This is a genomic window from Pseudomonas oryzihabitans, assembly GCF_006384975.1.
GTDB lineage: Bacteria > Pseudomonadota > Gammaproteobacteria > Pseudomonadales > Pseudomonadaceae > Chryseomonas > Chryseomonas psychrotolerans_B.
The window spans coordinates 3,895,250-3,920,419 of sequence record NZ_CP021645.1; the positions used below are offsets into that span (position 1 = coordinate 3,895,250).

A 25,170-nucleotide genomic window follows, 5' to 3' on the forward strand; every position below is an offset into this window, starting at 1 on the left:
TTGCGCCGGCGTTTTTCGTGGCGAGAAGGCGTGGCAGGGTCATTTGAACCAGTTACTCGCCTCTTTTTCCCGAGCAACACCTTCGCTCTGCATCAGCGCCTTGCCACCTTCGGAGAGGTTGCGGTTGGCGTCGGCGTTGGACTGCACCACATCGGTCAGGGCCGCCTGCTGACGCAATTCCTGATCGATGAAGTCGTTGCTTCGTTCAGTGCGGGCCTTGATCTGCGCCAGCTTGAGCTTGCGCTCTTCAATTTCCAGCTGACGCAGTTCGTCCTCGAAGCCCTGGTCACGCTGCTTGTCGGCCAAACGCTCGGTGTTGCGAGCCTGCTGGTCAGCCCGGGCCTGGGCGGCACGAGCGGCGGTAGCCCGTTGTTGCTCGGCGCGGGCCGCTTCGGCTCGGCGCTGTTGCTCCGCGCGCTGCCGCTCAGCCTGGGCCAACGCCGCTTCGTATTCGCGGCGCGCACGTTCGGCCTCTGCCTGACGCACCGCCTGCTGCTGTAGCTCCGCCTGGTGTACCGCGTTGATCTGGTCCTGGAGGCTCGCCGCCTGGACACTACCGCCAAGCAGCAGGCCCGCTATCAGAAGTTGGGCGCGCATGGGCTCACTCCTTGGCGGCAACCGGACAGGTCGCGTTCGGCTGGATACGGGTTTCCTGGGCATCGGTGGAGACCACGATGGCCGTGCCAGGGGTGAATTGGCAGCTCAAGCCGACCTGAGCTGAGTTGAAGGTCTCGCCGGCTTCGAGGTAGGTGATGGAAACACCTTCCACCAGGCGCTTGTCATTGACCAGAGAGCCAGCGGCAGCGCCTGCCACTCCGCCTGCCACGCCACCGATGGCGGTATTGGATCCACCACCCGAGCCAATGTTGTGGCCGAGCACGCCGCCGGCTACCGCGCCAAACACGGCGCCCAGAACCTGGGCCGACTGCTTGGCTTGGGCGTTGTCAACTTCGATCTTGGCGGGCATCACGGCCAGGATCTGGACCGTCTTGGCGGCTTGGCGCGAATTGACCTGACCGGCCTTGTATACGTTGGCGGCATAGTTTTCACCGGTTGCCTGGCAGCCCGTCAGCGAAGCCAACGCCGTGAAAATGCCTGCGACCACCCATCCGTTGTGTTTCATCTGCTTTTTCCCTGAAGTGGTTCGAACATACGGCAAGAGCTTGGGCTCCTCCGCAACTACGGTTCAGTCAGGGCAGGCACAACGGTCGCGAGCAGCTAATGATCGCTGACGGACGTCCATTCCGTTAAAGGCCTACCCTGGCTGTGATCAGGTTAACAGTAAAACCAAAGTATGGCAGCAAATCGCTCCGTCTTATGAAACGGACTCTGCCTGTACCGGCACGCTCCCCCGACGCCCAACGATCACCAGCAGTACCGCCGCCCCCGCCGCCATCAACAGCGGCAGGGCATGGCCGGTGAGCCATTGGCTGGCGGCACCGGTGACCAGCGGGCCGACCAGGCAGCCGAGGCCCCAGAGCTGGGCGATGCAGGCGTTGGCGCGGACCAGTTCAGCGTCACGATAGCGCTCGCCCACCAGGATCAGGCCCAGGGTGAAGAGCCCGCCGGCGGTGGCGCCGAACAGCACCAGCAGCGGCCAGACGCCCAGGGTATGGAGCAACAGGGGCAGGGCCAGGCTGACCGCCAGCAGGCCCAGGGTGCAGCCGACGAACAGGCCCTGGCGCGAGAGACGATCGGCGAGCAGGCCCAGGGGTAGCTGCAGCAGGGCGTCACCCACCACCACGGCGCTGACCATGTAAAGCGCCAACTGCTGGCCGAAGCCCTCGTTGAGGGCATAGACCGGCATGAGGGTGAGGATCATCGACTCGAAGCAGGCGAACAGCGCCACCGCCCAGGCGATGGCCGGGGCACTGCGGCAAAAGTCCAGCAAGGCACGCCAGGCCGCGGTATGGCCACCGGCCGCTGGAGCGCCCTGGCGGCCCAGCAGCAGGAGCGCACCGCCGAGCATGAGCAGGGCGCCTAGCCAGAAGCCCTGGTCGCCCTCGGTGCCGAGCGCGCCCAGGAGCAGCGGCCCGGCCAGTTGGCTGAGGGCGTAGGCGCTACCGTAGAGGGCCACCAGACGCCCGCGCCACCGATCGGTGATGATCTGGTTCATCCAGCTTTCACCGAGCACGAAGATCAGGGTGAGGATGGCGCCCAGGGCCAGGCGCAGGAGCAACCACAGCGGATAGCTGGGCAGCAGCGACAGCAGGATCAGGGAGCCGGCGCCCCCCACCAGGCACAGTCGCATCAGCCGTGGGGTGCCGATCCAGGTGGCCAGGCGTCCGGCCAGACTGGCACCGGTCAGGATACCGAGCGCGGGAGAGGCGGCCATGACGCCAATGGCGAAACTGCCGTAGCCCCAGCTTTCCAGGCGTAGCGAGACCAGCGGCATCGACAGGCCGATGGCCAGCCCCACGCTGATGACGCTGCCTAGCACTGCGAAATAGGTGGCCCAGGGCATGGGCGAGGAGGAGGCATTCATCGGCCCAAGCTTACCTGAACTCGACGGCTCAGCATCGCTGGCGAGAGGCCCGGTGCGGGGCGCGACGGCGGTCACGCCGGGTTCCGGTGCGGTTGGCCTTTGGCAGGCTTTCGCGTAGCGTGCGCCTTACCTGAAGCTGGTGAGAGAGATAAGCAATGCGGAAATGGCAGTGCATCGTGTGCGGCTATATCTACGACGAAGCCCTGGGCTGGCCCGATGACGGCATTGCCCCGGGGACGCGCTGGGAAGATGTACCCGAGGATTGGCTCTGCCCGGATTGCGGTGTGGGCAAGGGCGACTTCGAGATGATCGAGATCGGCTGATCGTCGACTGCCTGCCTTCGATAAATAGGTGGCCATAAAAAAAGGCATCGCACGAGCGATGCCTTTTGGCTGCAGCGGCCATCCTTGCCGTCTGATCCTCAGCCTTCGATGCTGTCCTTCAGTGCCTTGCCGGGCTTGAACGCCACCGTGTTGCTCGCACGGATCTTGACCGGCTCGCCGGTCTGGGGATTTTTCCCCATGCGGGCACCGCGATGACGCGGCAGGAAGGTACCAAAGCCGACCAACGTCACGCTGTCCTTGCGGTGCAGCGCATTCGCGATCTCGTCCAACAGCGTGTTGAGCACGGCGTTGGCCTGTTCCTTAGGAAGTCCGACTTTTTCAGCGATTACATTCGCCAATTCAGGCTTGCGCATAGCTACCTCTCGTGGAGTCATTTTTAGCGGTGCGGGCCTCGCATGGCTTTCCTGGCAAAACGATTCCCTCGCGCTAGAGGGCGGCCCGACACAAAGAGCGTTGGTGCGACAAAAGTCGAACCAGATGCCGTTATAAGGCAAAGTACGCACGAGCGAAAGTTAATTAGCAGACTATTAGCTGTTGGTAGGATGACTGACCCCGACTTCGCCAACTGCGCGGCATTTTAACCACCCTTTGTGGACGGTCTGTCCACCGTTTGGCGGAAGCCGGGCTTCCAGCGCGGGCTCGCCAAAGGCTCTAGCTGGCCGCTGTGAATGGTCCGACGAGGTGGTCTGGGGCGGGGCAAGGATGCACGGGCGGGGTGCGGTAGTCCGACCGCATCCTTCTCGTCAGACGAACGCAGCCGGAATGAGGACGAGAAGGAGTGCAGGCGTGGGATCGGCTGCGACGTCGGGTCACTGCCGGCGAAGGCCCGTATCGCGTTCCAGCGCAACCAGGCCTTGCCGAGCAGCGTAGCGGACACGGGCCGAGGCCCGAGCGAGAGAGCGACCGGAGTCCGGCGCCTGGGCTCCGGTCGCGACGCTGGTCAGGCTGGCGCCTGGACCGGCATCACCGGCTGGCTCGCGGGTGCCTGGCCTTCCAGGCGTCGTTCCAGCGCCTTGGGTTCGATCACCAGCCGCATGCCATTGCTGGCCTGGGTCCGGCCCCAATCCTCCAGCAATTCCATGCAGGCATGATCGATGTAGGAGACGCGATCCAGCGGTACGTGCAGGGTCGTCCCCGGCTTGATCTGCTCCAGTACCTTGGTCAACTGGGGTACGCGCAGGAAGGTGGCAGCGCCCACCAGGCGTAGTTCGGCTTGCTGCGGATCGTCTTCGCGGTAATTGAGGCTGATCTTCAGTTGCGCTGCCTTGACGGCCAGGAAGGCGATGGACAGTCCGAAGCCTACCAGCACGCCGGTCAGCAGATCGGTGGCGACGATCATCAGCGCGGTCAGCGCATAGATGGCCATGGGCGCCCGACCGTAGCGCTTGAGACCGGTCAGCGACTTGGGGTCGGCCAGCTTGACGCCGGTGAACACCAGCACGCCCGCCAGACTCGCCACTGGTACCAACTTGAGTACGAAGGGCAGGGCCGCGACGAAGGCCAGCAGCCAGAGGCCGTGGAAGATGGTGGAGGCGCGGCTGGTGGCGCCGGCCTGGACGTTGGCCGAGCTACGGACGATGACGCCGGTCATCGGCAGTGCCCCGACCGCACCGCACAGCAGGTTGCCAATGCCCTGGGCGCCCAGCTCGCGGTCGAAGTGCGAGCGTGGACCATTGTGCATGCGGTCCACCGCGGCGGCCGAGAGCAGGGTCTCGGCGCTGGCGATGAAGGCCAGGGCCAGGGCGGCCACCACCAATTCGGCATTGGCCAGCATGCCGAGGTCAGCGAAGGTCACCCAGTCGATGGCATCGGCCAGGTTGTTCGGTACCTCCACGCGGCGGATATCCAGTGCCAGCCAGAGACTGGCCAGGGTCGCCAGGGTCACGCCGATCAGGGCGCCGGGCAGGAAGCGCAGCGTCTGCGGCCGGAATTTCTCCCACAGCCACATGCTGGCGATGGTCAGCAGGCCGATCAGCGCTGCCTGGGCGCCGCTGCCGCTGCCGTTCCACTGACTGGCGGCCTCGACGGCGGCACCGGGGAAGGCCAGCAGGTTGGACAGGCCCGAGGCCGCGGGCTTGGCATCGAGCATCACATGCAGTTGCGAGAGCACGATGAGGATGCCGATGCCGGCCAGCATGCCGTACACCACTGCCGGTGAGGTGACGCGGAACCAGGCGCCCAGCCGGGTGAAGCCGGCGATGAGCTGCAAGAGGCCGGCGAGCAGCAGCACCGGACCCAGGGCCTCGATGCCATGGCGGTTGATCAGATCGAAGACCAGCACCACCAGGCCGGCGGCCGGACCGCTGACCTGCAGCGGCGAGCCGGCGAGAAAGCCCACCACCAGGCCGCCGACAATGCCGGTGATGATGCCTTTCGCCGGCGGCATGCCGGAGGCGATGGCGATCCCCATGCACAGCGGCAGGGCGACCAGAAACACCACGAGTGAGGCCAGGGCATCGCGCGACAGGCTGCGCCCCGGGGTCTGTTGATTGGCAAGCATGGTCCTAGTCCTCCAGCGACTCGGGATAAAACGGTGCCTAGGTTCTGTAAGAAAAGTGCCTGCGCTCGGTGATGCTTCGTTGAAAAACGCTTCGGAATGCTCATTTACCCTTCGTAAACTCCGCTTCCTCAGCGCTTTTCGCCTCGCCTGACCGTCGCTCGGCGACTTTTCATACAGAACTTGGCGTCATATCACGTCATATGACACGGTGCGGTTTCAGGCAGTTATCAGGTCGATGGGCAAGCCCCGTGGAGCCCCAAGCGAAGGCGCCCTGCGCGGTGCGCTTTAGTTATGTCGGCAGGACGAAGACCTGCCGTTCGGGCCGCCGCCCGGGCAGCAGCGCTGCGCCGGGCAGAGGCGCCGGATCAAGCCTGTTGCAGGCGCGGACGCGGGGTGGCGACCGGCATGTTCTCGCCGTCCAGCGGCAGGAAGCGTTCCTGCTGGGCATCGTAGGCCTTGATCTCGCTGGTCTCGATGGAATAGACCCAGCCGTGGATCTGCAGCTGGCCGCTGGCCAGGCGCGAAGCCACCGACGGATGGGTGCGCAGGTGGACCAACTGGGCGACCACATTCTCTTCGGTCAGAAAGCCCAGGGTGCCGCCGTGGCCGCAATCGCAATGGCTGTGGTCCTCGACCACGGTGCGGGCGACCTCGGCATGGCGCAGCCAGGCCTTTACGGTGGGCATCTTTTCCAGCGGGTCGGGGTTGAGTACCGCCTTCATGGCCCCGCAGTCGGAGTGACCGCAGATGATGATGTGCTTCACCCCCAGGGCGACCACCGCATATTCGATGGCGGTGGAAACGCCACCGTTCATCTGGCCATAGGGCGGCACCACGTTACCGACGTTACGGGTCACGAACAGGTCGCCCGGCGAACTCTGGGTGATCAGCTCGGGCACGATGCGCGAGTCGGCGCAGGTGATGAACATGGCCTTGGGCGCTTGCGCATTGGCGAGTTTCTTGAACAGCGCTTCTTGCTCGGGAAAGACATCCTGGCGGAAACGCTTGAAACCATCGACCAGTTGCAGGAGCGCCTCGTCGGGCGCGCCGTGGGTGGTATCCCTGTTGTCGCTCATCAGTTCTGACCTCTTCTCAAATACGCAATGGCAGCGGCAAGCGCTGGTTAGTGGCTAGACGCCCCCAGGCATCGCTTCGATACGCCCCGGCGCTGTTCAGGCTCGGGTGGCTTGGTTATCGGGCATTCCATCGCGTTCCGGGCGGCATCTTGATGCCCGCCTTCGCAGCTTGTGAAAACAACCTTAATCCACGCTGAAAGAATCTCCCGTGACCGACAACGCAGAAGATATTTCAAACTTATACTGAGATCATCCCGCCATTATCGCTACACGATCAAAGCATTTAGCACTTTTATCGGCACGAACCCGGCAGTTCGCCGCTGATTCGCTCCTTTCGCCGTGAAAAAAACGTGAATCGCGCTACTCGGAAAGATTCCTTTGTCGATCAGTGGCTTGCAGCGGATGTACGAAAATGTGAACGCCATGCCGCTGCTGGAACCTGGGTAACATTTCAGGCGTTTTGGCCCAGGCTGTGATCTGCGGCACAGTGTCGCAGATCACAGGGTTCGCCCGGCTTTCAATAGCACCTATGCCCTATGGGACAAGGGTTGCTCGCTTTTGCTGCATCGCCAGAGGTCGGCGCGGTTTGTCAGAGGTCCGACATTCGGCCTCAGGATTGGCGCGGCTTGGTCGATAGGGAGCTCTCCCGGCTCAACGGAAACACCCCCATGTCCTTTCGCAACTTCTCCATCGCCCGTCGTGCCACACTCGGATTCGCTTTCATCGGCTTCTTGTTGTTGCTGCTCGGCGGCACCGCCCTGGTCAAGATGAACGATATCCGCGCCTCGGGTCTCGCCATCGAAGAACGCGCCATGCCCCGCGTCGCCGCGCTCGACGAGCTGACCGCCCTGACCCTGCGTCTGCGGGTGCTCTCCTATCGGCTGTTGCTCAATCGCGAACCTGACATCATCGCCAAGACCCAGGCGCTGTTCCAGCAGCGCAACGGCCAGATGCGCGCCGCCCAGCAGCGTTATGAAGCCCTGATCCAGTCCCCGGAAGAGCGCACCGCTTACGGGCGCTACGGGCAACTGATCGCCCAGTACGACGGCCTGCAGCAGCGCATGCTGGCGTTTTCCGCGGCCAATCAGCTGGAGCCCTTGCGGCAACTGCTCAACGAAGACCTGCTGGCCAACTCCGACGCGGTCAACGCCGTGCTCAAGCAGCTCACCGATCTGGTCGACCAGCAGACCGCTGCCGCCAACGCCCTGGCGGCCACGGACTATCGCCACGCCATCCAGTGGCTGGTGCTGTTACTGGCCGCCACCGCGGTGCTGACCGTGGTCTTCGCCTGGCTGCTGATCCGCAGCATCACCCAGCCCATCGCCCGTGCCGTGCGGGCGGCCGAAGTGATAGCCACCGGCGACCTCACCGAAGAGATCCACAGCGAAGGTCGCGACGAGGCCGCGCGCCTGCTGCAGGCCATGAAGACCATGCAGGGCCAGTTGCGCCATACCCTGCAGGGCATCCTCGGCTCCGCTACCCAGCTGGCCTCGGCAGCCGAAGAGCTCAATGCCGTGACCGAGGAATCGAGCCGCGGCCTGCAGCGCCAGAATGCCGAGATCGAACAGGCCGCCACGGCGGTGAACCAGATGTCTTCGGCGGTGGAGGAGGTGGCGCGCAATGCCGTCAATACCTCCCAGGCTTCCCAGGAGTCCGCCGGCGTCGCTCGTGACGGTCGCGACCTGGTACAGGAAACCGTGGGCGCCATCGCCACCATGAGCGAGGACGTCCAGCAGGGCGCCACCTTGGTGGGCGATCTGGCGCTGCAGGTCAACGATATCGGCAAGGTGCTGGACGTGATCCGCAACGTGGCCGAGCAGACCAACCTGCTGGCGCTCAATGCCGCCATCGAAGCCGCCCGCGCGGGCGAGGCCGGTCGTGGCTTCGCCGTGGTAGCGGACGAGGTACGGGCCTTGGCGCACCGCACCCAGGAATCGACCCGCGAGATCGAGACGTCCATCGGCACCATCCAGCAAGGCACCGGTCAGGCCGTGGCGGCGATGCGCAGCAGCACCGAGCGCGCCCAGGCCACCTTGGAGGTGGCGCGTGGCGCCGGTAGCGCTCTGGAACGTATCCATGGCGCCATCGGTGGTATCAACGAACGCAACCTGGTGATCGCCAGCGCCGCCGAAGAACAGGCCCAGGTGGCCCGCGAGGTGGACCGCAACCTGGTGAACATCCGCGAGCTGTCGATCCAGACCGCGGCAGGTGCCGAGCAGTCCAATGCCGCCAGCGCCGAGTTGTCCCGACTGGCCATCGATCTCAATGGGTTGGTAGCGCGCTTCCAGCTCTAAGCCAACAGCGGCGGCGCACGGAGCGCCGCCGCCGGGTCACGGCTTCAGTTGGGGGACAGCAGTTGCAGCACCGCGGTCAGCGCCAAGAGCAGGCCGAACGGCGTGAGTACCGCGGAAAGCAACAGGGACAGCGCCTTGCCGGCGCCGGGACGCAGAGTGGTCGGCATGACGGTTCTCTCAAGCTCGGGAAGGAGTCGGGAGCCACAGGGCTCCGCAGGAGGAATTGTCGCCCAGCGGAGCCCCAGCGTCATGTCAAGAAAGTGCAAAGGTGCGTAAAGCGCAGCGTGATAAAAGGTCGCAGCCGGCGACGCCTGTCAGACCCGGAAGCGCGCCGCCAGGCCGTGAATCTCGCGGGTCAGCCCGGCCAGTTGGCGACTGGAGGCCTCGATCTGATCGGCACCCTGCTTGGAGGCGCCGGCCAGTTCGCGGATGTTGATCAGGTTGCGATCCACCTCGCGGGCCACCTGCGCCTGTTCTTCGGCGGCACTGGCGATCACCAGGTTGCGCTCGTTGATGTCGCCGATGGCGACGAAGATGCGTTCGAGGCTCTGGCCGGTGCGCTCGGTGGTTGTCAGGGTGGTGCCGGCCAGGGCGTTGCTGCGCTGGATGGCCGCCACCGCCGAGTCGGTACCGGTCTGGATGCTGTCGATCATCTTCTCGATTTCCAGCGTCGACTCGCGGGTGCGTTGGGCCAGGCTACGCACCTCATCGGCCACCACGGCGAAGCCACGTCCGGCGTCGCCGGCCCGCGCGGCCTCGATGGCGGCGTTGAGTGCCAGCAGGTTGGTCTGCTCGGATACCGCGCGGATCACGTCCAGCACCTTGCCGATCTGGGAGGCCTGTTGCGCCAGGCTGGCGATGACGGCTTCCCCTTCGTGGACCGTGGTCTGCATGTTGTGCAGCTCGCTGAGCACCTGGGCCACCTGGCTGCGGCTGCCGTTGGCCAATAGATCCGATTCGCGGGCGGTATCCGAGGTAGAAGCGGCGTTGCGCGCCACCTCTTCCACGGCGGTGGTCATCTCGGTCACTGCCGTCACCGCCTGTTCCAGCTCCTGTTGCTGCTGGTTGAGGGTGCGGTTGCTCTGGGCAGTGACCTGGCCCAGCTCCTGGGCGGCGCTGTCGAGTTGCTCGGCGGTACGGTTGAGCTGGGCCAGGGTATCGCGCTGGCGGGTCTGCAAGGTGGCGAGGCCGGCGAACAGTTGGCCGATCTCGTCGTGGCTGCGGACCTCGATGCGCTGGGTCAAATCACCCTCGCTCATGGCGGCGAAGTGCTCGCCGGCCTGGTACAGAGGCGCCAGCACCCGGCGGGCGATGAACCAGCCGGCGAGCAAGGCCAGCAGCAGGGTCAGGCCCATCAGCACCAGGGTGCCGAATTCTGCCTGCAGCACTCGGCTTTCGGACGCGGCGAGGGTCGCGTCGATACGGGCGTTGATCTCGTCGGTGAAGACCTTGCGCGTATCGGCGAAGGCGGTACTGGCATCTTTGGCGCCATCGCTGATGCGAATGTAGCCCGCCAGGTCACCGGCACGGCAGGCCTTGATCTGGCCTTCGACGATGACCTTATAGGCATCGAAGGCCTTGAGCATGGCTTCGATCTGGCCGCGCAACTTGGGGTCGTTGGCGCTCGCCAGCATGTCGGTGATCAGCCTGCGGGCGATGTCCAGGCGCTCCAGCGCCAGGGCGGTGCCTTTCTCGGCCTTGGCCGCATCGCCGTTGACCCGGTCGAGCATGGCGGTGTGGGAGTTGGCGCTCGCCCGGCTGATCCAGGTGGCGGCGTTGTTGACCTTGTCGAGCTGCTCCATGGTCAGACTATCCAGCTCGCGAAGCTGTTGGGCACTGGTACGAGCGCTGGTCCAGCCATAGAGGCACGCCAGCAGCAGACAGGCGACGAACACGCTGAGCACGCTGTACATCCCGGTACGAATTCTTGTTGTTTTGGACATGGCCTTCTTCCTGATGACGGCATACGGCGAAGGTGCAATACGCCTTTCGTATAGCTATTCGTCAGCAGTACGCGAAGACAGGCGCTATCGTCGACGGCCAAGAGCCAGTCGGTATGAGGAATGCGCCGAGAAGTTGTCTGATGTCTTGTAGGGATGGGCCCGACGACGTCGGGCCCGGAGGGATCAGGACAGCGGGGTGAACTGGATGACCTCGACCCAGTAGCCGTCCGGATCCTTGATGAAGGCGATTTCCTTCATGCTGCCGTCGGTCAGGCGCTTCTGGAAGGCCACGCCCAGTTGCTCGAAACGCTCGCAGGCGGCGCGGATGTCCGGCACCGCCACGCAGGTGTGGCCGAAGCCGCGCGGATCGCTGTTGCCGTTGTGGTAGCTGAACTCGGCATCGTTCTCGGTGCCGTGATTGTGGGTCAGCTCGAGGATGCCCGGGGTGGACTTGCGCCAGCGCTGGCGGGCTTCCGGATCGGTCGGCACCTGGGCGCGGTCGACCAGGGCGAGGAAGGTCAGGCTGAACTTGGCGTCCGGGAAGTCCTTGTGGTCGACCACGGTGAAACCCAGCACGCGGGTATAGAAGTCCAGCGAAGTCTCCAGGTTCTTGACCCGCAGCATGGTGTGGTTGAAGACGAACTCACGGGTGGCGGCGTCGGGCTGGGCGGTCACGCCCGGTAGGTTATCGAATTGGCTCAGCGACATCAGGATTCTCCGGTGAGGGTGTGGCAATTGGAGAGACGGCCCTGCGCAACGTTCCCGCAGGAAGCGGCGCCTGGCGCGGTCGCTCACGAAAAAGGCGGGAAGTCTAAAGGCTTCGGGAGTAGGTACCCAAACACACCTTGACATCTCTTGCCGCTGCGCTCTGCGACGAATGGTCGAAACCCCGACGCTAGAGCTGGAGTCGGATTTTACAAGCACACTGCCTGTGCGAATCGAAGGAGACTTGATATGAGCAGCACCAGCGACAAAATCAAGGGTACCGCCAAAGAAGTGGCTGGCAAGGTCAAGCAAGGCATCGGCGAAGCCACCGACAATTCGCGCATGAAAGGCGAGGGTCGCGCCCAGGAAGCCGAAGGCAAACTGCAAAAGAACGTCGGCAAAGGTAAAGAAGCGATCAAGAACACCGTCGATCGCGCCTAAGCCAAGGTTTCACGGAGAAGGCCGCCCCAGGGCGGCCTTTTCTTTTGCCCGTCAGGCCGGATCCAGCTCCGGATAGTGGCGGAAGATTCCTTTCTCGCTGAACGGCAGGCGTCGGGGCGAAGCCAGATAGGCGGCGATGTTCGGCAGGGCGGCTACACGCTCGGCCACGGCTAGTACCCGTGGAATCTCCGGGGCCAACCGGCGCATGGCGTTGGGGAAGGCGTAGGTCAGGCCGGCTACTACCTGGAACAGCGACAGGTCGACATAGGAACGGCGGTCGCCCACCAGCCAGGTATCGCCTGCCGGGTTGTAGCCGAGCACGCGCTCGAAATAGCTCAGGTAGGTACGGATGCGCTCGCCGGCGAAGGCCTTGGCCCGGCGTTGCGCCTCTGCCCTCTGCTCTTCGTAGGTCAGGGAAATGGCCACCGGGTGATGGACATCATGGGCTTCGGCGGTGAGATCGGTGATGGTCAGTTGCAGGCCATGCACCCAGAACTGCGACTCCTCGTCGGCGGGGACCAGATCCAGCCGCGGTCCGAGGAACTGCAGGATGTTGGCGACATGGGAGATGACCTCGTCGCCTGCCTTGAGAAAGGGCGGGGCGAAGGGTGGGCGGCGAGTCTTCTGGCCTTCCAGGTAGGCCTCCATGGCCGGTACGCCTAGACCCTCGCCCTCCGGGGCGTTGCCGACATCGAGATAGTCCGCGCCAGCCTCTTCGAGCGCCAGCCGGACGAATTCGCCGCGACCCTGGATGCTGGGCCAGTAGTGCAGTTCGTAACGCATGGGCACCTCCATCGTCTGCCAGATTGACCGATCCAGGAGTCGTGACCGCTTGGTCGGTTCGAAGGTTTGCCCGCCGCACGCCTTTGGCGACGAAGCGCACAACCAATTCCCATCCGTGAGACTCCTATCAACCAGCGACTGGCTCTTAGGACGGTGGAATGACGGGGCAACAGCGGGCGGACGGTTCCATGCGCATAGGCATTCTCTCTCACCTGAAGCACCCGGTGCGGCAGCCCTTCGCCGGCGGTCTGGAGGCCTTCACCTACGACACCACCCTGCAGTTGCGCGCGCGTGGTCATGACGTGACCCTGTTCGCCAGCTCGGCCTCGGCGCCCGAGCTGAACGTGGTGCCCATCCTCGACGATGGCAACTACGGCGCGGATGGCTGCCGCCGCAAGCGCAACGTGTTGAGCTCCGAGTATCTCGACGAGCACCACGGCTATCTCGACTGCCTGCAACGCATCGACAGCCATGGCTTCGACGTCATCTTCAACAATGCGCTGCACTATGTGCCGGTGACCATGTCCGGGTTGATCCGCACCCCGATGCTCACCGTGCTGCACACCCCACCGTTCTTCGAGCTGATCAACGCCATCGGCGAGCTGCATCGGCGCGGCGGAGGCCATTACTGCACCGTGTCCCAGGCCAATGCCGACAACTGGGCAGAGTTGGCACCGGCCTGCCACGTGATCCCCAACGGCATCGATCTCGACGCTTGGCGCCCGGGCACGGCGCCGGTGGGCGAGCATGCGCTCTGGTTCGGCCGGCTGGTGCCGGACAAGGGCCCGCACCTGGCACTGGATGCCGCGCGGGAGGCGGGGGTGCCCCTGCGTCTGGCCGGCCAGGCCACCGACGAGCGTTATTTCCGCCAGGAAATCGCCCCGCGGCTGGGCGAGCAGGCGGTCTACCTTGGCCACCTGGGCCGTACCGCCCTGGCGGCCGAGGTAGCCCAGGCCCGCGCCTGCCTGGTCACGCCCTGTTGGGATGAACCCTTCGGCCTGATCGTCGCCGAATCCCTGGCCTGTGGCACGCCGGTGGCCGCCTTCGCCCGTGGCGCCCTGCCGGAACTGCTCACCGCCGAGACCGGCGCCCTGGCCCCACCCGGCGACGTACCCGCCCTGGCGGTGGCCCTGCGCGAGGCCTTGTCGTTGTCCCGCGAGGCCTGCCGGGCGCGCGCCGAGGGCCAGTGGAGCCAACAGCTGATGATCGATCGCTACGAGTCCCTGCTCGCCGCTGTCGCCGCCGGTCGGGTAGCCCGTGGCTGAGCTAAGCATCGGTTACTACGCCCACCATCACGGCGCCGGCCACGTGACTCGCGCCCTGGCCATCGCCGCGGCCTTCGATGGCCCCCTGACCCTGTTCGGCAGTCGCCTGCCCGCGTCCGTGGACCTGCCCAATGTCGAGCTCTGCCCGCTGCCGGCCGATGTGGCGCCCGGCGTCGAAGGCGAGGCCTTCGCCTGCCTGCACTATGCCCCGCTGGGGGTAGCGGGCCTGCGCGAGCGCATGGGGCTGCTGGTGGACTGGTTCCGCCGCGCCTGGCCCTGCCTGCTGGTGGTCGACGTCTCGGTCGAGGTGGCCTTGCTGGCGCGCCTGTGCGGCGTCCCGACTGTCTATCTGCGCCAGCGCGGCAGTCGTTTCGATGCAGCCCATGAAATGGCCTATGCCACCGCCAGCCGCCTGCTAGCGCCCTATTCAGAACTCCTCGAAGAACCTGGCACACCGGCCGCCTGGCGCGCCAAGACCTGCTATGCCGGCAGCCTGTCGCGCTATGCCGGGCAGCCAATCATGCCTCAGCCTGAGCCCCGGACGGTCACGGTCATCGCCGGCCATGGCGGTACCGCCTTCAGCCGCGCGCGCCTGGCCGTCGCGGCGCGGGCCTGTCCCGACTGGCAGTGGACGGTCCTGGGCCCGGTAGCGGACGACGCCACGCCGGCCCTGGCCAACCTCAGTTTCGCCGGCAGTGTCGCCGACCCCGCGCCCTGGCTGACCAGGGCCGAGGTGGTGGTCGGCTCCGCCGGCGACAGCCTGGTGGCGGAGCTCGCCGATCTGCGCTGCCGCTTCGTCTGCCTGCCGGACGCCCGCCCCTTCGACGAGCAACTGTCCACCGGCCGGCTGCTGGCCGCCCAGGGCCTGGCGATCACCTGCGAAGCCTGGCCCGCCGACGGCGATTGGCCGGGGCTGCTGGCCAAGGCACGCCAGCTCGATCCCCAGCGTTGGTCTCAGGTGAGCGACGGCAAGGGTGCCCGCCGCGCCGCTGCCTGCATCCAGGCGGTCGCCAGGGAGGTGCTGGCATGATCGTCCTGACCCTGGTCCACGGCCGCGAGCGGCAGCTGGCCAACCTCATCCGCGGCCTGGAGCTGGCGCCCACGCCACCCACCGCCCTGGTGGTGGTGCAGATGAATGAGGCACCGCGCCCGCTGCACAGCGCGCACTTTCCGATCCAGGTACTCGGCGTCATGGGCGACGGCATCCTGCCCCTGGCCGCCGCGCGCAATACCGCCGTGGCCGCCGCGCCGGGTGAGGAACTGGTGTTTCTCGACGTGGACTGCATCCCCGCGCCCGACCTGCTCGACGGCTATCGCCAGGCACTGGCGGCGCGCCCCGAAGCCTTGCACCAGGGCTTCGTCCACTACCTGCCGGCCGGGGTCGCCGAAGGCGAGTGGACGCCGGCTGAACTGCTGGCCAAGGGCGTCGTACATCCTTTGCACCGGAATCGTCCGCCCGGTGCCGAGGTGCCCCATCCGCTGTTCTGGTCGCTGAACTTCGCCTGCCGCCGCGCCACCTTCCAGCGTATCGGCGGGTTCGACGAGGGCTATCGCGGCTATGGTGGCGAAGACACCGACTTCGCCTTTCGCGCCCGCGAGGCGGAGGTGCCCGTGTATCAGGCCGACGCTCGGGCCTTCCACCAGTACCACCCCACCTACCATCCGCCGCTCAATCACTTCGCCAGCATCCTGGCGAATGCCCGGCGTTTCCAGGCGCGTTGGGGGATGTGGCCCATGGATGGCTGGCTCCACGACTTCGCCGCTGCCGGCTACATTCACTTCGATGAAAGTCGCGGCATAGAGGAGCTCAGGGTGCCCAGCACCGCCGAGATCGCCGCCTGCCGGGATGCCTCCGGGTCGGGCTTCTGACGCCTTGGCGCAACCAACCCGGCCAACGCTACTCTGAAGGTAGGGCTTGTCTGAAAAGCCGCCGGGCGTAGGCACCTTCAGACAACCTCCAGGAATCCTTCCCGAGGAACGTTCGTCAGGAGCCGCCAATGTCCTTGTTCGCCTTCAGCCTGCGCGGTGTTTCGCCGTTCACTCTCATCAAGCGTGCCGTCCAGGAATTCGTCGCCGACGACATGCCCACCTATGCGGCGGCGCTGGCCTACCAGATGCTGTTCTCGCTGTTTCCCTTCCTGTTGTTCCTCATCGCCCTGATCGGCTTCCTGCACCTGCCGGACTTCTTCACCTTCCTGCGGGAACAGGCCGCCTACCTGCTGCCGGTCACCGCGCTGGACACCGTCAATCCCATCATCGACCAGTTGCAGACGCAGAAGGGCGGCCTGCTGTCCTTCAGTATCATCGTCGCGCTCTGGTCCGCCTCCGGCGGCTTCCGTTCGCTGATGACCGCCATGAACAGCGCCTACGACGTGGTGGAAAGCCGCCCCGCCTGGAAGCGCATTCCCCTGTCGGTGCTGCACACCATAGGCCTCGCCGGCCTGCTGCTCAGCGCCGCGGCCCTGATGGTACTCGGTCCCCAGGTGATGAACTGGCTGGCCGCCTACGTCGGTCTGGAAGACTACATGGTGACCCTCTGGGCGCTGATCCGCTGGCCGCTGGCGGTATTCATCCTGATGATCGCCGTGGCCGCGCTCTACTACGTCACCCCGGACGTGAAGCAGAGCTTTCGCTTCATCACCCCCGGCTCGGCGCTGGCCGTGGTGGTCTGGATCCTGGCGTCCCTGGGCTTCGGCTACTACGTGCAGAACTTCGCCAACTACAACGCCACCTACGGCAGCATCGGCGCCATCATCGTGCTGCTGCTGTATTTCTACATTTCCTCGGCGGTGCTGCTGTTCGGCGCGGAGATCAATGCGGTGATCGAACACCACAGCGAAGAGGGCAAGGAGAAAGGTGAGAAGACACCGGGTGACGGTGGTGTGGAAGCCGACGAGGAAATCCAGGCGGGTCAGGCGGAAGAAGAGGGCGTGCTGGGCGAGGCGCGGGTGGTGAGGCGCTAGATCGTAGGTTGGGCTGAGACGGCTTCATCGTCGAAGCCCAACATGGCCAGCACCCTGAGGCGAGACCTGTTGGGCTTCGCTGCGCTCAACCCAACCTACGGCGACCCGTGGCCGCGATAAGTCGGCAGTCCGTAGGGTGGATAACGGCATCAGTGTTATCCACCGCTTACGCCGCGTCCTCCCTGTGGAAAACCTTGCAAGGTCTCCACCGGAGGACGGACAAAAGATGCCTTACTTCGCCTTGCCCTGATTGGCCACCGCCGCCATCTTGGCGGCGACCTCGTCCGGGTCGGCCAGATAGTAGTGCTTGGTGGGCTTGAGGTTATCGTCGAACTCGTACACCAGCGGCACGCCGTTGGGGATATTGAGGCTGACGATGTCGCTGTCGGAGATATTGTCCAGGTACTTGATCAGGGCGCGCATGGAGTTGCCGTGGGCGACCACCAGCACGCGCTGGCCACTGCGGATGGCCGGGGCCAGGACTTCGTTCCAATAAGGCAGGACGCGCTCAACGCAGTCCTTCAGGCATTCGGTACGCGGCACCTGATCCAGCGACAGACCGGCATAGCGCGGATCGGCAGCCAGCGCCTTCTGCTCTTCGACGCTCTGCTCGGGCGGCGGCACGTCGTAGCTGCGGCGCCACACCAGCACCTGCTCCTCGCCGTACTTGGCCGCGGTCTCGGACTTGTTCAGTCCGGTCAGGCCGCCATAGTGACGCTCGTTGAGGCGCCAGTCGCTCACCACCGGCAGCCACATCTGGTCCATGCCTTCCTGGACGTGCCACAGGGTACGGACGGCGCGCTTGAGCACCGACACGTGGGCCACGTCGAAGAGGAAACCGGCGTCCTTGAGCGCCTGGCCGCCCTCGTGGGCCTCGCGGATCCCCTGTTCGGTCAGATCCACATCCGCCCAGCCACTGAAGCGGTTTTCCAGGTTCCACGCCGACTGGCCATGGCGGATGAATACGACTTGCGACATGCGACCTCCATCTTGGGATTCATTGTTTGGCTCACGCCTACGCGAAGCTGTGCCAAACATACCGCAGATGGAGGTTTCCGGCATGGGCATCACGGAATCCGTGATGCGTCCGGCACTCGTAGCGCGTCTCAGGCCGCCAGGGCGCGCCGGGTACGGGCGATGACTCGCTCCAGCCCGTCGGCAGCGCTGTACTGCTCGGGATAGAGGCGCTCGCTGCGACAGGCCACGCCGCGCTCGTCGACCACGGTGAAGCTGAAGCCGCCCTTGCGCGAAGCCGGGGTGGTGATGCAGTGGAACGGCGCGAAGGCCGCTTGGAGATGTTGCATGGCCGCGATGGCCTGGTTTTGAATGTTCATACGTCTATCCTTGGGATCCACGCTCAGTCGGCGCGGTGAAATAACTCCAGCAACCTCGTGCCCATAACGGCCGACGGCTGAATCTCTGGCTGGAGGAAGGCAGCGTGTGGGCGAGACGCCCAGGCATGCAGGTAAGTACTTGGGAAGGCAGGCAACCGGCCGGGCACGAGATTCAGAGGCCACGGCGGCAGATCCTGAACAATCGAGGGATCTTGCGATCCAGGTGACGCGGATTTCACGCTGTTCTGAGGAGCGGAAGGGCGTCCGGCGATTGGGGACAGCTTGGTACTAACCCGATCAAGCTAGCAGGATCGATGCCAAGAGCGCAAGCCCGTCGGTCGGCGACGGGCTTGGTGGTGCCTAACGCTCGACCAGTTGCATCCAGGCCGCCGGATAACGCGTCCCGGCCACGGCGTCCGCGGTGAAAAGGCTATCCAGCTCGGCCTTTTCGCCTGCGCTCAACCGCACCTCGAGCGCACCGAGATTTTCCAGCAGATAGTGCCGGCGCCGGGTGCCCGGGATGGGGACGATATCCTCGCCCTGGGCCAGTACCCAGGCCAGGGCCACCTGGCCGGGCGTCACGCCCTTGGCCTCGGCCAGGACCCGTACCCGTTCCACCAGTTCCAGGTTGCGCTGGAAGTTTTCGCCCTGGAAGCGGGGGCTCAGCCGGCGATAGTCGTCCGCGGCGAAATCCTCCGGTGACTTCAGGGCACCGGTGAGAAAGCCGCGACCCAGGGGGCTGTAGGCCACTAGGGCCACACCCAGCTCGCGGCAGGTGGTGAGGATGCCGTGCTCCAGCGGATCGCGGGACCATAGCGAGAATTCGCTCTGCAGGGCGGTGATGGGGTGTACCTGCTGGGCACGCCTGAGGGTGTCGCTGGACGCCTCGCTCAGCCCCAGGTAGCGCACCTTGCCGGCTTGGACCAGCTCGGCCATGGCGCCTACGGTGTCCTCAATGGGCACCTCGGGGTCGACCCGGTGCTGGTAATAGAGATCGAGATGATCGACCGCCAACCGGCGCAGACTGCCTTCCACCGCCTGGCGCACATAGTCGGGTCGGCCGTTCACGCCACGGCTGGTGGGGTCGGCGCTGCGCACCAGGCCGAACTTGGTCGCCAGGAACACCCGCTCGCGGCGTCCACGCAGGGCCCGGCCGATCAGTTCTTCGTTACGGTGCGGGCCATAGGCGTCGGCGGTATCCAGCAGGGTCACGCCCCGCTCCAGGGCGAGGTCCAGGGTGGCGAGGGCTTCGCTCTCGTCCGTCGCCCCATAGAACTCGCTCATGCCCATGCAGCCCAGGCCCAGGGCGGATACCAGGGGGCCGTTATAACCCAGTCGTCGTTGCAGCATGACGTGCGCTCCTCAGTGAATGACCCCTTCAGACTAGGTGTTGAGTGAGAGCGAACAAAGCTGGTATCAGGGCAGACAGTATTCAGCCTAGGTGAATAATCTTGGACCAACTGGCAGCCATGCGTGGCTTCGTGCGTATCGTCGAGCGCCGCTCCTTTACCCGGGCAGCGGCCGACCTGGGCCTGTCACCGGCGATGGCGACCCTGCTGGTGCAACAGCTGGAAGCTCATCTGGGGGTGACGCTACTGCATCGCACCACCCGCCGGGTCAGTCCGACCCTGGATGGCGCGGCCTACTACGAGCGTTGCGTACGCTGGTTGGCCGAGCTGGACGACATCGAGGGGGCTTTCAGCCAGCGGCGTCGCCAGCCCCGTGGTCGACTGCGCGTCGATCTGCCCGGCTCCCTGGGGCGGGTGCTGGTGATGCCCGCCCTGCCGGATTTCTGCCAGCGCTATCCGGACCTGGAGTTGGTGATCAGCGCCGACGACCGCCCGGTGGACGTGATCGGCGAGGGCATCGACTGCGTGCTGCGCAGCGGTCCCCTGCTCGACGAGGGTCTGGCCGCCCAGCCGCTGGGCGAACTGGTACAGGTGACCTGTGCCAGCCCGGATTATCTTGAGCGGCATGGCCAGCCGACGACCCTCGCCGATCTGGCCGAGCACCAGGGGGTGCACTATCGCTCCCAGCGCAGCGGTCGGCGGCTCCCCTTTGAGTTCGTGCAGGCAGGCGACGTGCTCTGCCCGGAAGTGCCGGGTCGGCTGGCGCTCAGTGGCGCCGATATCTATGTCGGCGCCGCCCTGGCCGGCCTGGGCCTGATCCAGGCGCCGCTCTATCACGTGGCGGCGGACCTGGCTGCGGGCCGGCTGTGCGAGGTCCTGCCCGACCAGCGCCCGCCAGGCCTGCCGCTGGCGGCGGTCTATCCCCTGACCAGCCAGACCTCGCCACGGGTGCGGGCCTGGGTGGAGTGGCTGGATGAGGTGTTCGCCGCGGTCGATCCGGCCTGGTTGCGGCGTTGAGCTAGTAGCCCGCCGCCGCCCCGTTGCTGCGCGGATCGAAGGCCCCTTCGAACAGCCCGTTGGCATGGCGTACCGCCGCGCCCGCGTGGCCCATGGTCTCGCTGAAGGGCGGCAGCAACTCGACCTCGTGGCCAAGGGCGCGCAGTTCTTCGATCACCGCGGCGGGGAAGCGATTTTCCAACTTGAGGTTGTCGCTGCTCTCGCCCCAGGTGCGGCCCAGCAGCCAGCGTGGCGCGGTGATCGCCTCCTGCAGGCGCTGGCCGAACACCGCATAGCGACTGAACACCGCCGCCTGGGTCTGGGGCTGGCCGTCGCCGCCCATGGTGCCATAGACCAGGGTACGGCCATCGGCCAGGCGGGCAGCGGCCGGGTTGAGGGTATGGAACGGCTGCTTGCCTGGCGCCAGGGCCAGGATGTGCGCGGGGTCCAGGCTGAAGGAGGCGCCGCGGTTCTGCCAGTTGAGGCCGCTGTCCGGCAGCACCACGCCACTGCCGAACTCATGGTAGATGCTCTGGATGAAGGACACCGCCAAGCCGTTGCCGTCGATCACGCCCATCCAGATGGTGTCACCCGGCCCCTTGCCACGCCCCCAGGGGCGAGCCCGCTGCGGATCGATCTGGCCGGCCAGGTCGGCGAGCCAGGAGGGCTCCAGGCAGGCCTGGGCATCGAGGGTCATGTGCGCCGGGTCGGTGATGTGCTCGTCGCGCACCTTGAACGCCAGCTTGGTGGCTTCCACCAGGGTGTGGACGTGGGCGCTGCCATCGGCCGTGCAGCCGCCGAGGCCGGCGTGATCGGCGAGGCCGAGGATCAACTGGGAGACCAGGCCTTGGGACGGCGGGGCCAGGTTGTAGACACTGCCCGCGCTGTGGGCGAGGTGCAGCGGCTTGACTCGCTTGGCACGATAGGCCGCAAGGTCGGCGGCGGTGACCGGGGCGCCCAGCGCGGTCAGGTCGGCAGCGATGCGGGCGGCCAGGTCGCCGCGATAGAAGTCGTCGAGGCCACGCTCCGCCAGCTGGCGCAGGGTGGCCGCCAGGCGCGGCTGGGTGAACAGGGCGCCTTCGGCGGGGACGGCGCCGTCGGGCAGAAAGGTCGCGGCGAAGCCGGGAAGGTCTTCCAGTTCGGCGCGCTTGGCCAGGGTCGCCAGGTGTTGGGATCCGGTCACCGGGATACCGGCCTCGGCGTAGTGGATGGCATCGGCCAGCAGGCGCGGCAGCGGCAGGCGCCCGCCGAATTCCGCGGCCACCTCCAGGGCGGCCTGCCAGCCGCCGACGGTACCGGCCACGGTGAGCGCGGCGCGCGGACCGCGGGTGGGGATGGCGCTCAGGTCGGCATAGGCGGCCAGGGTCGCGCCGCTGCCAGCCGGGCCGCTGGCGTCGAGGGCGATGGGCTCGCCCTCGGGCGGCACGATCAGCCAGAAGCCATCACCGCCCAGGCCGTTCATGTGCGGATAGACCACGGCGATACTGGCCGCGGCGGCGACCATGGCCTCCACGGCATTGCCGCCTTCACGCAGGACCGCCAGGGCGGACTGCGCCGCCAGGCTGTGGGGGGCGACGGCGATGCCGCGGGCGGCGACGGTGGTGTTGAGCATGGGGTTTCCTCGTTAGCGAGCGTGACGGGCCAGCCAGCGCTGGCGCAGGCGCTTGAGCACCAGCAGGGCCAGGGCGGCGGTGATGAGATCGAAGGCGATGGCGGTGGCGAATACCGGCAGCCAGCTGCCGCTGGACTGGTGCAGCAGGGCCGCGACCGGTCCGCCGAAGATCGAGCCGATGCCCTGGGCCATGTACAGGAAACCGTAGTTGGTGGTGGCGTGGCGGGTGCCGAAGGTGTCGGTGAGGGTCGAGGGGAACAGCGAGAAGATCTCTCCCCAACCCAGGAAGACGACGCCCGACAGCAGCACGAAGAGCACCGGGTTGTCACTGGTCAGCAGCCAGAGGGTCATGGCGATGCCTTCGAAGCAGAAGGCGAAGGCCATGGTGTTCTCGCGGCCCCAGCGATCGGAGATCCAGCCGAACAGCGGGCGGGTCAGGCCATTGCAGATGCGGTCGATGGTCATGGCCAGCGGCAGGGCGGCCATGCCGAACACCATCACCTCGGTCATGCCGAAGTCCTTGGCGAAGCTGGCCATCTGCGAGGTGACCATCAGGCCCGAGGTGGACATCAGGGTGAACATGAGGAACATCAGCCAGAATAGCGGCGTCTTGAGCATGGCCTTGGGCGCGATGTCCGGGGCCGTGCTGACCTCGGCTGCCAGGGCTTTGGCCGGCGCCGGCGGCTGGCGCAGGAACTGGGCGGCGAGCAGGCCGACGATGCCCAGCACCACGCCGAAGGTGACCAGGGTGGTCTCCAGCCCCAGGCTCTTCAGACTGTTGGCGATGGGAAAGGTGGTGACCATGGCGCCCATGCCATAACCGGCCGCCACGGCGCCGGCGGCGAGGCCGCGGTGATCGGGGAACCAGCGCACCATCAGCCCGACGACGCCGACGTAGACGATGCCGGTGCCGAGGCCACCGAGCACGCCGTAGGTCAGGTAGAGACTGGCGAGGCTGTCGGCGCGACTGGCCAGGATCCAGCTCAGGCCGCTGAGGGCGCAGCCACAGGCGATCAGCTTGCGGATGCCGAAGCGGTCCACCAGGAACCCCTGGACCGGGGAGAAGAAGGTCTGCAGGACGATCAGCAGTGAGAAGGTGACCTGCAGCGAGGCCAGCCCGGAACCTAGCTTGGCGCTCAGCGGGCCGGTGAACAGCGTCCAGACGTACTGGGGGCTGGAGATGGCCATCATGCAGAGGACGCCGGCGCACAGCTGGAACCAGCGCGAGGTGGAAGAGACGACGGGGGTCGAGGTCGCGATGAGCGGCTTGGTGGTCATCGGGTGCAATCCTGTCAGGGCAAGACGAAGTGAGGGCAGGATGGCTAAGGGATGCAGCGATCATCGTTATGGGCTGCGACTGCGGACACGAAAGTCGAGTCGGCCTGATTTCCCGAAAAAGTAGCACCCACGATGTCCGTCGGACTCGCGCCAAAATCCCAATGCATAGCGCGAAACGGACAGCTATGCAGTAAGCGTTCGGACGCTCTGGTGTCGAAGGCGTCCTGTCTGGTGGCCTGACGAGGGAAGGCTAGGCGTCTAGGACTCGGCTTGGCGAGCGCCTGGGGTGTGTACTGAGGGATGGCGTGGCACCGCCCAGGCGCGATCAGGATGGGCCGCGCCAGCCGCTACCGCTCGTCAGGTCTGGAAAAGCCCCTGGCGAGCGTGCGGTGGGATCGGCGACCGCGACCCGGCCCTACAGGGAACTGGGCATTGGTTCAGTGCGCCCCGGCCGGGGTATCGCCCCCGGCGGTCGCGGGTGCCGGTTGCCGATGGCCGAAGGCCTGGCCGAGATCGTCGCCGGAGGTGGTGCGGTTGTCGTCGGTGCGCCACTTGGCGACGTCGGCGGCGCTAACCGGCGGGGCGTCGTTGCCCCAGCTGGCGCGGATGAAGCTGACGACGTCGGCCACCTGGGCGTCGTCCAGGCGCCAGCCGAAGGGCGGCATGACGATCATCGAGGGCGCCGTGTGCAGGCCGGGCAGGGTGCCGCCCTTGAGCACTATGTTGATCAGCGAGCTGGCATCGGCCGTGCGCAACACTGGATTGCCGGCCAGGGCCGGGAAGACCCGGTCGTAGCCCTGGCCGTCGGTGCGGTGGCAGGCGGCGCAGTTGTCGACATAGACCTGGGCACCGCGGGCGCTGTCGTCGCCGCGCCAGAGGGCGGCAGCGGCGCGGCCATCCGGCTGGAAGGGCGCATCGTGCGGGTCCTTGGGTGGCAAGGTCTTGAGATAGCGGGCGATGGCGTGCAGATCGGCGTCGCTCAGGTACTGCAGGCTGTGCTGCACCACCTCGGTCATGCCGCCGAACACGGCGCTGTCGGCGGAGCGACCGATCTTGAAGAATTGCACCAGTTGCTCCTCGCTCCAGCGGCCCAGGCCGTCGCGCTGGTCGCCACGCAGGTTCTTGGCGATCCAGCCTTCCAGCGGCGCGCTGCCGGCCAGGAAATCCGCGCCATCTGCGGGGGATAGCGCCTTTTCCTGCATGGTCAGGGCGCGTGGCGTGTGGCAGGCGCCGCAGTGACCGAGGCCTTCCACCAGGTAGGCGCCACGCGCCACCACCGGGTCCTGGTCCGGGGCCGGCTGGAATTGCACTACCGCAGGGGCGAACAGCTGGCGCCAGATCGCCAGGGGCCAGCGCATGGACAGCGGCCAGGGGATGTCGCTGTCACGATTGGCCTGGGCGACCGGGGTCACGCCGTGCATGAAGTAGGCATAGAGGGCGTGCATGTCGCCCTCGCTGACCCGGGCGTAGGAGGGATAGGGCATGGCCGGGTAGAGGGTATGGCCCTCCTTGGCGATGCCCTGGCGGATGGCGGCGTCGAAGTCGGCGAAGCTGTAGTCGCCGATGCCGGTCTGCCGATCCGGGGTGATGTTGGTGGAATAGAGGGTGCCGATGGGCGTCTGCATGGGCAGGCCGCCAGCGAAGGGCTGGCCGCCCGGCGCGGTGTGGCAGGCCACGCAGTCACCGGCGCGCGCCAGGTATTCGCCTTTCTTGATCAATGCCGGGTCATTGTCGTCGGCGGCCTGGACGCCCAGCGTAAGGCCGGCGCCCAGCAGCAGGGTCGCGAGGGTACGGAGGATCAT

The 25,170-nt window shown here is 66.2% G+C and carries 24 protein-coding genes and 1 pseudogene; 8 read left to right on the forward strand and 17 right to left on the reverse strand.

The window, feature by feature from the left end:
- Window positions 1-39 precede the first annotated feature (39 nt).
- The 3 genes from CCZ28_RS17505 to CCZ28_RS17515 all read right to left on the reverse strand — a co-directional run bounded on the left by CCZ28_RS17505 (window position 40) and on the right by CCZ28_RS17515 (window position 2,464).
- The gene (locus CCZ28_RS17505; RefSeq protein ID WP_140220052.1) at window positions 40-597 is read right to left on the reverse strand and encodes a DUF5384 family protein; all 558 of its coding nucleotides are present in this window, start codon (window positions 595-597) and stop codon (window positions 40-42) included.
- 4 nt (window positions 598-601) lie between these two features.
- Window positions 602-1,159, reverse strand: a complete 558-nt coding sequence (locus CCZ28_RS17510; RefSeq protein WP_240795175.1) for a glycine zipper 2TM domain-containing protein — start codon at window positions 1,157-1,159, stop codon at window positions 602-604.
- A gap of 156 nt (window positions 1,160-1,315) precedes the next feature.
- The gene (locus CCZ28_RS17515) at window positions 1,316-2,464 is read right to left on the reverse strand and encodes an MFS transporter (protein ID WP_140221385.1); all 1,149 of its coding nucleotides are present in this window, start codon (window positions 2,462-2,464) and stop codon (window positions 1,316-1,318) included.
- A 176-nt stretch (window positions 2,465-2,640) separates the two neighbouring features.
- Here CCZ28_RS17515 and CCZ28_RS17520 point away from each other — a divergent pair, with 176 nt between their 5' ends.
- Entirely contained in the window at window positions 2,641-2,808 is a 168-nt protein-coding gene (locus CCZ28_RS17520; protein WP_058760417.1) for a rubredoxin, read from the forward strand.
- A 98-nt stretch (window positions 2,809-2,906) separates the two neighbouring features.
- On the opposite strand, the gene CCZ28_RS17525 is transcribed toward CCZ28_RS17520, so the two are convergent.
- From CCZ28_RS17525 to CCZ28_RS17535, 3 genes are all read right to left on the reverse strand, one after another.
- Window positions 2,907-3,182: an HU family DNA-binding protein gene (locus CCZ28_RS17525; RefSeq protein WP_058760416.1), complete on the reverse strand. Its 276-nt coding sequence runs from the start codon at window positions 3,180-3,182 to the stop codon at window positions 2,907-2,909.
- A 587-nt stretch (window positions 3,183-3,769) separates the two neighbouring features.
- The gene (locus tag CCZ28_RS17530) at window positions 3,770-5,329 is read right to left on the reverse strand and encodes a SulP family inorganic anion transporter (protein ID WP_140220054.1); all 1,560 of its coding nucleotides are present in this window, start codon (window positions 5,327-5,329) and stop codon (window positions 3,770-3,772) included.
- A gap of 365 nt (window positions 5,330-5,694) precedes the next feature.
- Window positions 5,695-6,405: a carbonic anhydrase gene (locus CCZ28_RS17535; protein ID WP_140220056.1), complete on the reverse strand. Its 711-nt coding sequence runs from the start codon at window positions 6,403-6,405 to the stop codon at window positions 5,695-5,697.
- 668 nt (window positions 6,406-7,073) lie between these two features.
- Here CCZ28_RS17535 and CCZ28_RS17540 point away from each other — a divergent pair.
- Window positions 7,074-8,699: a methyl-accepting chemotaxis protein gene (locus tag CCZ28_RS17540; RefSeq protein ID WP_140220058.1), complete on the forward strand. Its 1,626-nt coding sequence runs from the start codon at window positions 7,074-7,076 to the stop codon at window positions 8,697-8,699.
- Between the two features lie 44 nt (window positions 8,700-8,743).
- Here CCZ28_RS17540 and CCZ28_RS24860 read toward each other — a convergent pair whose 3' ends face one another.
- From CCZ28_RS24860 to gloA, 4 genes and pseudogenes are all read right to left on the reverse strand, one after another.
- On the reverse strand, window positions 8,744-8,866 hold the full coding sequence (locus CCZ28_RS24860; RefSeq protein WP_257787163.1) for a hypothetical protein: 123 nt from the start codon (window positions 8,864-8,866) through the stop codon (window positions 8,744-8,746).
- 147 nt (window positions 8,867-9,013) lie between these two features.
- Window positions 9,014-9,718 carry a methyl-accepting chemotaxis protein gene (locus CCZ28_RS25175; protein WP_437179232.1) on the reverse strand — a complete coding sequence of 235 codons (705 nt, stop codon included), beginning with the start codon at window positions 9,716-9,718 and terminating at the stop codon, window positions 9,014-9,016.
- Window positions 9,719-9,877: 159 nt separating this feature from the next.
- Window positions 9,878-10,642, reverse strand: a pseudogene (locus tag CCZ28_RS25180) (HAMP domain-containing protein); the annotation flags it as partial.
- A gap of 183 nt (window positions 10,643-10,825) precedes the next feature.
- The gene (gene gloA, locus CCZ28_RS17550; RefSeq protein ID WP_140220062.1) at window positions 10,826-11,350 is read right to left on the reverse strand and encodes a lactoylglutathione lyase; all 525 of its coding nucleotides are present in this window, start codon (window positions 11,348-11,350) and stop codon (window positions 10,826-10,828) included.
- Window positions 11,351-11,596: 246 nt separating this feature from the next.
- Between gloA and CCZ28_RS17555 the strand changes: the two genes are divergently transcribed.
- Window positions 11,597-11,788, forward strand: coding sequence for a CsbD family protein (locus tag CCZ28_RS17555; protein ID WP_058760409.1), 192 nt, complete (start codon window positions 11,597-11,599; stop codon window positions 11,786-11,788).
- A 51-nt stretch (window positions 11,789-11,839) separates the two neighbouring features.
- On the opposite strand, the gene CCZ28_RS17560 is transcribed toward CCZ28_RS17555, so the two are convergent.
- Window positions 11,840-12,571 carry a glutathione S-transferase family protein gene (locus tag CCZ28_RS17560; protein ID WP_140220064.1) on the reverse strand — a complete coding sequence of 244 codons (732 nt, stop codon included), beginning with the start codon at window positions 12,569-12,571 and terminating at the stop codon, window positions 11,840-11,842.
- A 188-nt stretch (window positions 12,572-12,759) separates the two neighbouring features.
- Between CCZ28_RS17560 and CCZ28_RS17565 the strand changes: the two genes are divergently transcribed.
- From CCZ28_RS17565 to CCZ28_RS17580, 4 genes are all read left to right on the forward strand, one after another.
- A complete protein-coding gene (locus tag CCZ28_RS17565) occupies window positions 12,760-13,836 on the forward strand; it encodes a glycosyltransferase (protein WP_140220066.1) in 1,077 nt (358 codons plus the stop codon).
- The gene (locus CCZ28_RS17570; RefSeq protein WP_140220068.1) at window positions 13,829-14,866 is read left to right on the forward strand and encodes a hypothetical protein; all 1,038 of its coding nucleotides are present in this window, start codon (window positions 13,829-13,831) and stop codon (window positions 14,864-14,866) included. Before CCZ28_RS17565 ends, CCZ28_RS17570 begins: the two co-directional genes overlap by 8 nt.
- Window positions 14,863-15,705 (forward strand): glycosyltransferase family 2 protein, encoded by an 843-nt coding sequence (locus tag CCZ28_RS17575; protein WP_140220070.1) that lies wholly within the window; start codon window positions 14,863-14,865, stop codon window positions 15,703-15,705. Before CCZ28_RS17570 ends, CCZ28_RS17575 begins: the two co-directional genes overlap by 4 nt.
- Window positions 15,706-15,833: 128 nt before the next feature.
- The gene (locus CCZ28_RS17580) at window positions 15,834-16,799 is read left to right on the forward strand and encodes a YihY/virulence factor BrkB family protein (RefSeq protein WP_140220073.1); all 966 of its coding nucleotides are present in this window, start codon (window positions 15,834-15,836) and stop codon (window positions 16,797-16,799) included.
- 231 nt (window positions 16,800-17,030) lie between these two features.
- Here the strand turns inward: CCZ28_RS17580 and gpmA are convergent, their stop codons facing one another.
- The 3 genes from gpmA to CCZ28_RS17595 all read right to left on the reverse strand — a co-directional run bounded on the left by gpmA (window position 17,031) and on the right by CCZ28_RS17595 (window position 19,483).
- Entirely contained in the window at window positions 17,031-17,777 is a 747-nt protein-coding gene (gpmA, locus tag CCZ28_RS17585) for a 2,3-diphosphoglycerate-dependent phosphoglycerate mutase (RefSeq protein WP_058772319.1), read from the reverse strand.
- 128 nt (window positions 17,778-17,905) lie between these two features.
- A complete protein-coding gene (locus tag CCZ28_RS17590) occupies window positions 17,906-18,133 on the reverse strand; it encodes a hypothetical protein (protein ID WP_027598119.1) in 228 nt (75 codons plus the stop codon).
- A 360-nt stretch (window positions 18,134-18,493) separates the two neighbouring features.
- Window positions 18,494-19,483, reverse strand: coding sequence for an aldo/keto reductase (locus tag CCZ28_RS17595; RefSeq protein WP_140220075.1), 990 nt, complete (start codon window positions 19,481-19,483; stop codon window positions 18,494-18,496).
- 101 nt (window positions 19,484-19,584) lie between these two features.
- On the opposite strand from CCZ28_RS17595, the gene CCZ28_RS17600 reads away from it, so the two are divergent.
- Window positions 19,585-20,499 (forward strand): LysR family transcriptional regulator, encoded by a 915-nt coding sequence (locus CCZ28_RS17600; RefSeq protein WP_167509252.1) that lies wholly within the window; start codon window positions 19,585-19,587, stop codon window positions 20,497-20,499.
- Between the two features lies 1 nt (window position 20,500).
- Here CCZ28_RS17600 and CCZ28_RS17605 read toward each other — a convergent pair whose 3' ends face one another.
- The 3 genes from CCZ28_RS17605 to CCZ28_RS17615 form a co-directional block, all read right to left on the reverse strand.
- Entirely contained in the window at window positions 20,501-22,090 is a 1,590-nt protein-coding gene (locus CCZ28_RS17605) for a gamma-glutamyltransferase family protein (RefSeq protein ID WP_140220079.1), read from the reverse strand.
- A gap of 12 nt (window positions 22,091-22,102) precedes the next feature.
- Window positions 22,103-23,368 (reverse strand): oxalate/formate MFS antiporter, encoded by a 1,266-nt coding sequence (oxlT, locus tag CCZ28_RS17610; RefSeq protein WP_140220081.1) that lies wholly within the window; start codon window positions 23,366-23,368, stop codon window positions 22,103-22,105.
- Window positions 23,369-23,805: 437 nt separating this feature from the next.
- The gene (locus tag CCZ28_RS17615) at window positions 23,806-25,170 is read right to left on the reverse strand and encodes a c-type cytochrome (RefSeq protein WP_437179180.1); all 1,365 of its coding nucleotides are present in this window, start codon (window positions 25,168-25,170) and stop codon (window positions 23,806-23,808) included.